Consider the following 6,645-nt stretch of genomic DNA (forward strand, 5'->3'; position numbering starts at 1 on the left):
ATATAGTAGGTGGAATAGTATGCAGGAACAATTAATTCGCTGGTTTGTTAAGGACTATGATTGTATTAAAGCGCCAGCGGTGCGTACGCGCTATGGTAATTTAACAAGTATAGTAGGTATTGTGACCAATTTAATCATTTCGTTAGGTGAATTGATTGTCGGTTTTTTAATAGGCTCAATTGCTATGATTAGTGATGCCATCCATGATTTAGCAGATGCTGGAGGTTCTACTATATCATTAGTAAGCTTTAGATTTTCTGCTAAGAAAGCGGATCAAGAACATCCCTATGGACATGGGCGTATTGAATATTTATTATCCATAGGATTTTCTATACTACTATTTGTGGTGGCGATTCAATTATTAATTGAATCGGTAGGGCGCATTTTGCATCCTGAGATTGTAGAATTTTCTATCTGGGCCTTAGTTGTTATGCTTTGTGCTATGGGCTTAAAAGTTTGGTTATACAGTTTTTTTAAATCGATTGGTGAACGTATTAATTCGCCCATCTTAAAGGCTAATGGTTTAGAATATTTATCTGATGTATGGGCGACGTTAGGAATTACTCTTGGTTTAGTTGTTGGTGGGTTGTTTCAAATTCCCGTTGATGGGTATTTGGGGGCCATTGTTTCAGTTATGATAGGGCGAGCCGGTTATCACGTATTAGCCGATGCTATTAGTCGTTTACTTGGCAATGAGCCAAGTCCTGAAATGGTAAAAGATATTGCAAATTTTGTAAAATCCTATCCTGGAGTTTTGGGGATTCATGATTTAATGATTCATGACTATGGCCCAGGCCATGTATTTGCTAGTATTCATGTGGAAGTAGATGCTAAAGAAGATGTTATCAAAAGCCATAGTTTGATCGATAGAATTGAACGAGATGCACAGAAGGAATTGTATATTCAATTAACAATTCATATGGATCCTTTATTAGTGACTAAAGAGTCAATGGCATTGTATGATAAAATTCATACTGTAGTTAAAGCGTATGATGAAAAGTTGAGTCTTCATGATTTGCGCGCCGTTAAGAGCGATGATAAAATACATGTTTTATTTGATTTGGTCGTACCATATTCAGATAGACAGCGAATGGATGACATTGCCAAAGCCATTAAGAAAATTTTAGAGGCTATGGATCCAACGTTTGAAATTACAATTACTGCTGAACATAGCTATACTGGCGATGAAAATATTCACGATTATAATTAATGGGACTGTAAAAATTTATAGTACACAAGAAGGCCACTCTCTCTGAGAGTGGCCTTCTTGTGTAAGAATATCAAATATGTATTTATGGATATAATTTAATTATTCAGCAAGTTCTGTTTTTAAAGGTGTTATACGTCCTTCTTCTAAATTTTCTGGATACCCGTTTTTAGCAAAATCAGCAGCGGCTACAAAGAGAATATCAGTAGAGGAGTTAAGAGCTGTTTCTGTAGAATCTTGTAAAACACCAATGATAAAACCAACACCAACTACTTGCATGGCAATGTCATTTGAAATACCAAATAAACTACATGCCAATGGAATTAATAGAAGAGAACCACCAGCTACACCAGAAGCTCCGCAAGATCCAATTGTGGCAATGATACTTAATAAAATAGCAGTGCTAATATCTACTGGAATCTGTAAGGTATTAACAGCGGCTAAAGTCATAATTGTAATTGTAATTGCAGCCCCAGCCATATTGATAGTAGCTCCTAGTGGAATAGCAATAGAATATAAATCTGGGGAAAGCCCTAAGCGTTTTGCCATATTCATGTTTACAGGAATGTTAGCAGCGGAACTACGGGTAAAGAAAGCAGTAATACCGGATTCGCGTAAGCATTTAAAAGTAAGTGGAAATGGATTCCGTTTCATAACAGCAAATACAATGATTGGATTTATTACTAAAGCTACGAAGAACATACTACCAAGTAAAGTTCCTAGTAATACAGCATATTCGAGTAATGCTTCAATGCCATTAGTAGCAATCGATTCAGCCACTAAGCCCATAATCCCAAAAGGTGCTAAGCGAATAACCCACTGAACTACAGTGGTAATGGCCTCAGAAATACCAACGAACGTTTCCTTAATTTCTTCTTTGGCATGACGAAGGGCAAAGCCAATTACTATAGACCAACCAAGAATACCAATATAGTTACCTGTCATAATAGCATGAAGTGGATTATCTACAATATTTTTTAGTAATGTAATTAATACTTCAGCAATCCCTTCTGGTGCTTTGGTATCTTGTGCTATGTTTGTTAAATGTAGGGTTGTAGGAAAGAGGAAACTTGCAAAAACGGCGATTAACGCTGATAAGAACATACCTATCATGTACATGGTAATGATTTTTTTCATACCAGAGCTTTGGCCTGCTTTGTGGCGACATACAGCGGCAATAACTAAGAAAAATACTAATAAAGGAGCAATACCTTTTAAGGCACCTACAAAAATAATACCTAATAGAGATAAATCTTTGCCTATATCTGGACTCACCAGGGAAATACCAATACCAATGACTAAGCCAATCATAATTTGATAGATTAAGGGGACTCGGTTGAATACCTGCAATATTTGTTTCATAATCATCTCTCCTCACATGAGTAAAACAATTCTTTTGTAATGGACATATGTCATTATAATACGGACAAAGAATAATAGCAAGAGGGAAATAAAAATATTTTGAAAACTATTTAATAATAATTAACATAATATATATAGACAATAATGTATTCAAAGTACACTCTATATCTTTACAAATATTACTATCTTTGGGTATACTAAAAGAATATATAAAGAAGAAGTTTGATTGTATAGGTTTGGCAGAATGCGAGTGAAGAAAGATATGGACGGGAATACAACGAGACAATCGTTACAATTTACAAATCATGCAGAGAAAGAAGTCTTTGTACAGGGCGTATTTTCTCATATTGCAAAACATTATGATTTGATGAATTCATTGTTAAGTTTTCATCAAGATGCATATTGGCGTCGATTTGCTGTAGAAAAATTAACCTTAGAACCTGATATGAGGTTACTAGATGTAGCTTGTGGCACAGGGATGCTTACGAAAGAAGCATTACGTCAAGTACCGTCATTACATATTGAGGCGTTAGATTTTAGCCCTGAAATGTTGGCACAAGGGGAAGTTCGTTTACATGAAGCCGGATTATTAGATCGTGTTAATTTAGTGGAAGGCGATGCTATGAATCTGCCCTATGAAGCTAATAGTTTTGATTGTGCCATGAGTGCTTTTGCACTTCGCAATGTGCCAGATATCATTAAGACACTCAGTGAGATGAAACGTGTTGTTAAGCCGGGCGGCCGAGTGGTTACGCTTGAATTAGCGAAGCCGACAGCTTTAGGGTTTAAGCAATTGTATTATTTATATTTTGAAAAGATATTGCCTGTGTTAGGGAAACTAAGTAAAGACAATTCTTCATATGCTTGGCTACCAGAATCCTTACGTCGTTATCCTCATCAATCTAAAGTATTGGAATACTTTAATGAAGTAGGATTTGAGGCGGCTACTTATTACGAATTAACTGGTGGTATTGTAGCTGTTCATGTTGGGATAGTACCAGAGGCATAGGCTTTAGCCTTTTGTGGGTTTATAAAAATGTTTAAAGGGAGAGGTCAAATTATATTGACCTCTCCCTTTGTTGGATTTAGTATATTGGGGAATTGTAGATATTAGTATACGTAGAAAGTAAGATCTACATCTTTACTTACAGTAATATCTCCTTGCTCTACTGGGGTAGAAGTGCTAAGCGCTGCATCAGCCATTTTGTACATACGCAAAGAGGTATTTTCCATAGTGTAGGTATTAGTAGAACCTACGGAAGCATCTTTAATACTTCCTAATTGTTGGCCTAAGGCACTGGCAATCACTTCTGCTTGATGGCGACCATTTTTAACAGCTTCAGCCGTTAGTTGATCGGTTAAACTTTGGTCTACATCAGCTTGGAAGCTTAGCGATTGGATATTGTTAGCACCAGCAGCGACAGCATTGTCAATTGCTTGACTAATTTTATTTAAATCATTAATACGTACAGTTACTGTATTAGAAATCACATAGGAAGTAATTTTTTCTTTTTGTTCTCCAGAATTTGTTGGGCGATACTCATTACGAGGGGATACAGAGAAATTAGATGTTTGAATCAAATTTTTACTAATGCCAAGATTAGTTAGGCGAGAAATTAAATCACTCATAACACGGTCATTAGTAGTTTTAGCGGCTGCTACTGTAGAAGCTTCGCTAGTAATACCTAAGCGAAGTAAGGCATAATTAGGGGCTACCGAACGTGTAGCGGTACCGCTAACATGGATTTGTGAGCCAGTGTCAGCAGGGGACGCAGCTAAGGCTGAACCAGTAAAGCCAGCGGCTAAAGCAGCAATTAAAAGACCACGAGTTACAGTTTTTTTGAATTGAAGTTTCATAATAGACTCCTTTTACATTCATAGATTATTAAGTTTCACCTGAAGTGTTGTCACAGAGATATTGTTTTAGAATCTACTCAGTGAGGACAAAATTACACTTCTAAATTAAAGGTAGGTTTTGTAGAACCTATTAATAGTATAGCAAAAATAAGGAGTTTAGCCAAATTTACTATGAGTTAAACTCATATGGTTGAATAAAATAAGGCTATTATGCCCATATAGTATGGACATTTTAGTATGGACATTTTAAAAGCATATCTATGAGGTCTTAGACTGAAGTTGGGTTAAAGCTGGACAATTTAGTGAAATAGTGGTACTGTAAAAAGAGAAAAATCGATATATGTAGATATATTTACTAATAAAGGAGTTAGTCCAATGAACCCTATTGATGTATTATTAAATCACCGTACCATTAGAGAATTTAAATCTAGTCCAATTCCACCTCAACAATTGAGTATTTTATTGGATGTAGCTAAGCGGACTGCAAGCAGTCAGGGGATGCAAAGCTTTAGTATCATTCGTATTGTTGACCCAGCTATTAAAGCGCAGATTGCAGAGGTATGCAATCAAGAATATGTAGCACGCGTGCCTGAGTTATTTATTTTCTTAGTAGATGCGTATCGCAATTCTCGAATTGCACGGGAACAAGGCGTTGTGAGTGATTCGGAACGTGATAGTGATCGTTTCTTTCAAGGTTGGACTGATGCTAGTTTAGCTGCACAGAATATGGTAGCGGCTGCTGAAATGGGCGGTTTTGGGACGGTTTATTTTGGTAGTATTTTAAATAATGTTCCTAAAATGATTGAAATTTTAAAACTACCAGAACTTACATTCCCTATGTTGGGCTTAGGGATTGGTGTACCTAATCAAAAACCACAATTAAAACCGCGAATGCCTCGTGAAGCGAATGTATTTGATGATGCTTATACTGTATTTGATTCGTATAAAGAATTATTAGAAGATTATGATGAAGAAATGGAACAATATTACGATATGCGTGATACGAATCGTCGTGTTGATTCTTTTACGAAACAAATTGCTAGTAAGAAGCCAGTGCTAATGCGCCAACATTTAATTCAACAAGCAGAAGCACAAGGCTTTAAATTTACAGATGTGAAAAATTAATAGTAAAAAAGACCATTTGGTTTAGTACATTGGGAAGGCATTGGCTACTTGTTAATGGCGAGTAGTCAATTGTTTTATTAAATAATAGAGGAACTATATGACCGTATATGATATTGCTATTGTAGGTGGTGGCCCAGCAGGACTTTCGGCAGCGCTCACAGCACGCGTCCATAATAAATCTGTTATTCTTTTTGAAGCAGCTGGATTTAGTGATAAGTTGCGTAGAGCACATCGAATTGATAATTATCCTGGAATAATGACGATTAGTGGGCCAGATTTTATGGATCAATTATTGGAGCAAACTTTGGCTTATGAGCCTACGATTGCAAAAGAACGAGTGCAGTCTGTTTTTATAGGGGCACCGTTTACAATTATGACTGATGAAAATGTATATCAAGCAAAAAGTGTAATTTTGGCAACCGGTGTTACTATGAGCAAAACAGTACCTGGAGAACGGGCTTTATTGGGGCGCGGGGTAAGTTATTGCGCAAGCTGTGATGGTCATTTTTTTGAAAACAAAGATATAGCTGTATATATAAATACGTTAGCGTATCAACAAGATGTAGAATTATTAGCTTCTTTAGCGAAGACAATTAATTTGTATATTGGTGGTGCTTTACAACTGCCAGAGGAGTGGCTAGCTAATCTGCCTAAATCGGTTATTGTTCATGCTAAGGCTATCGTAAATAGTGTAGTAGGTGAACAAAAAGTAACAGCTATTGAAACTAATGAAGGAACTCATGATGTAGATGGGGTCTTTTTCTTAAGGGATTCTTGTCCACCTGAAAATCTTGTTGAAGGGGTTGTATTAGATGGTACCTCAGTAGCTGTTGGACGTAATATGGAAACTAATTATAAAGGTTTATTTGCTGCTGGTGATGTGGCAGGAACTCCTTTACAGGTAGCTAAGGCGGTGGGCGAAGGGCAAATGGCAGCTTTTGGTGCCGTTGCTTTTGCTAGTGTCAATTAGTCTATATGGTTTATCGTAACTTAATAGGTTTAACAGTAATTTAATAGAATGATTAAATATAAAATTAGCCTAGTTAAAGAGTGTATTTAATAGACTAATTTTATTTTTAAGTTATAAGATATGA

The 6,645-nt window shown here is 36.3% G+C and carries 6 protein-coding genes; 4 read left to right on the plus strand and 2 right to left on the minus strand.

Translation table 11 applies throughout. The annotated features are described in order from the left end of the window. The first annotated feature begins 19 nt into the window (after positions 1–19). Positions 20–1,210, plus strand: a complete 1,191-nt coding sequence (locus DYE54_RS00920) for a cation diffusion facilitator family transporter (protein ID WP_115309469.1) — start codon at positions 20–22, stop codon at positions 1,208–1,210. A gap of 99 nt (positions 1,211–1,309) precedes the next feature. Here the strand turns inward: DYE54_RS00920 and sstT are convergent, their stop codons facing one another. Then, a complete protein-coding gene (gene sstT, locus DYE54_RS00925; RefSeq protein WP_115309470.1) occupies positions 1,310–2,569 on the minus strand; it encodes a serine/threonine transporter SstT in 1,260 nt (419 codons plus the stop codon). 262 nt (positions 2,570–2,831) lie between these two features. Between sstT and DYE54_RS00930 the strand changes: the two genes are divergently transcribed. Then, entirely contained in the window at positions 2,832–3,578 is a 747-nt protein-coding gene (locus DYE54_RS00930) for a class I SAM-dependent methyltransferase (RefSeq protein WP_115311059.1), read from the plus strand. A 101-nt stretch (positions 3,579–3,679) separates the two neighbouring features. Here the strand turns inward: DYE54_RS00930 and DYE54_RS00935 are convergent, their stop codons facing one another. Continuing rightward, positions 3,680–4,426 (minus strand): SIMPL domain-containing protein, encoded by a 747-nt coding sequence (locus DYE54_RS00935; RefSeq protein ID WP_115309471.1) that lies wholly within the window; start codon positions 4,424–4,426, stop codon positions 3,680–3,682. 375 nt (positions 4,427–4,801) lie between these two features. Here DYE54_RS00935 and DYE54_RS00940 point away from each other — a divergent pair, with 375 nt between their 5' ends. Continuing rightward, positions 4,802–5,551, plus strand: coding sequence for an NADPH-dependent oxidoreductase (locus DYE54_RS00940; protein ID WP_115309472.1), 750 nt, complete (start codon positions 4,802–4,804; stop codon positions 5,549–5,551). Positions 5,552–5,648: 97 nt separating this feature from the next. Continuing rightward, positions 5,649–6,521 carry an NAD(P)/FAD-dependent oxidoreductase gene (locus DYE54_RS00945; protein WP_115309473.1) on the plus strand — a complete coding sequence of 291 codons (873 nt, stop codon included), beginning with the start codon at positions 5,649–5,651 and terminating at the stop codon, positions 6,519–6,521. Positions 6,522–6,645 lie beyond the last annotated feature (124 nt).

The organism is Veillonella criceti (assembly GCF_900460315.1).
Lineage (GTDB): Bacteria > Bacillota > Negativicutes > Veillonellales > Veillonellaceae > Veillonella_A > Veillonella_A criceti.

Excerpts from the sequence above, each read along its gene's own strand:
- DYE54_RS00940 (WP_115309472.1), top strand. The coding sequence starts at position 4,802 with ATGAACCCTATTGATGTATTATTAAATCACCGTACCATTAGAGAATTT.
- DYE54_RS00920 (WP_115309469.1), top strand. The coding sequence starts at position 20 with ATGCAGGAACAATTAATTCGCTGGTTTGTTAAGGACTATGATTGTATT.
- sstT (WP_115309470.1), bottom strand. The coding sequence starts at position 2,569 with ATGAAACAAATATTGCAGGTATTCAACCGAGTCCCCTTAATCTATCAA.
- DYE54_RS00945 (WP_115309473.1), top strand. The coding sequence starts at position 5,649 with ATGACCGTATATGATATTGCTATTGTAGGTGGTGGCCCAGCAGGACTT.
- DYE54_RS00930 (WP_115311059.1), top strand. The coding sequence starts at position 2,832 with ATGGACGGGAATACAACGAGACAATCGTTACAATTTACAAATCATGCA.
- DYE54_RS00935 (WP_115309471.1), bottom strand. The coding sequence starts at position 4,426 with ATGAAACTTCAATTCAAAAAAACTGTAACTCGTGGTCTTTTAATTGCT.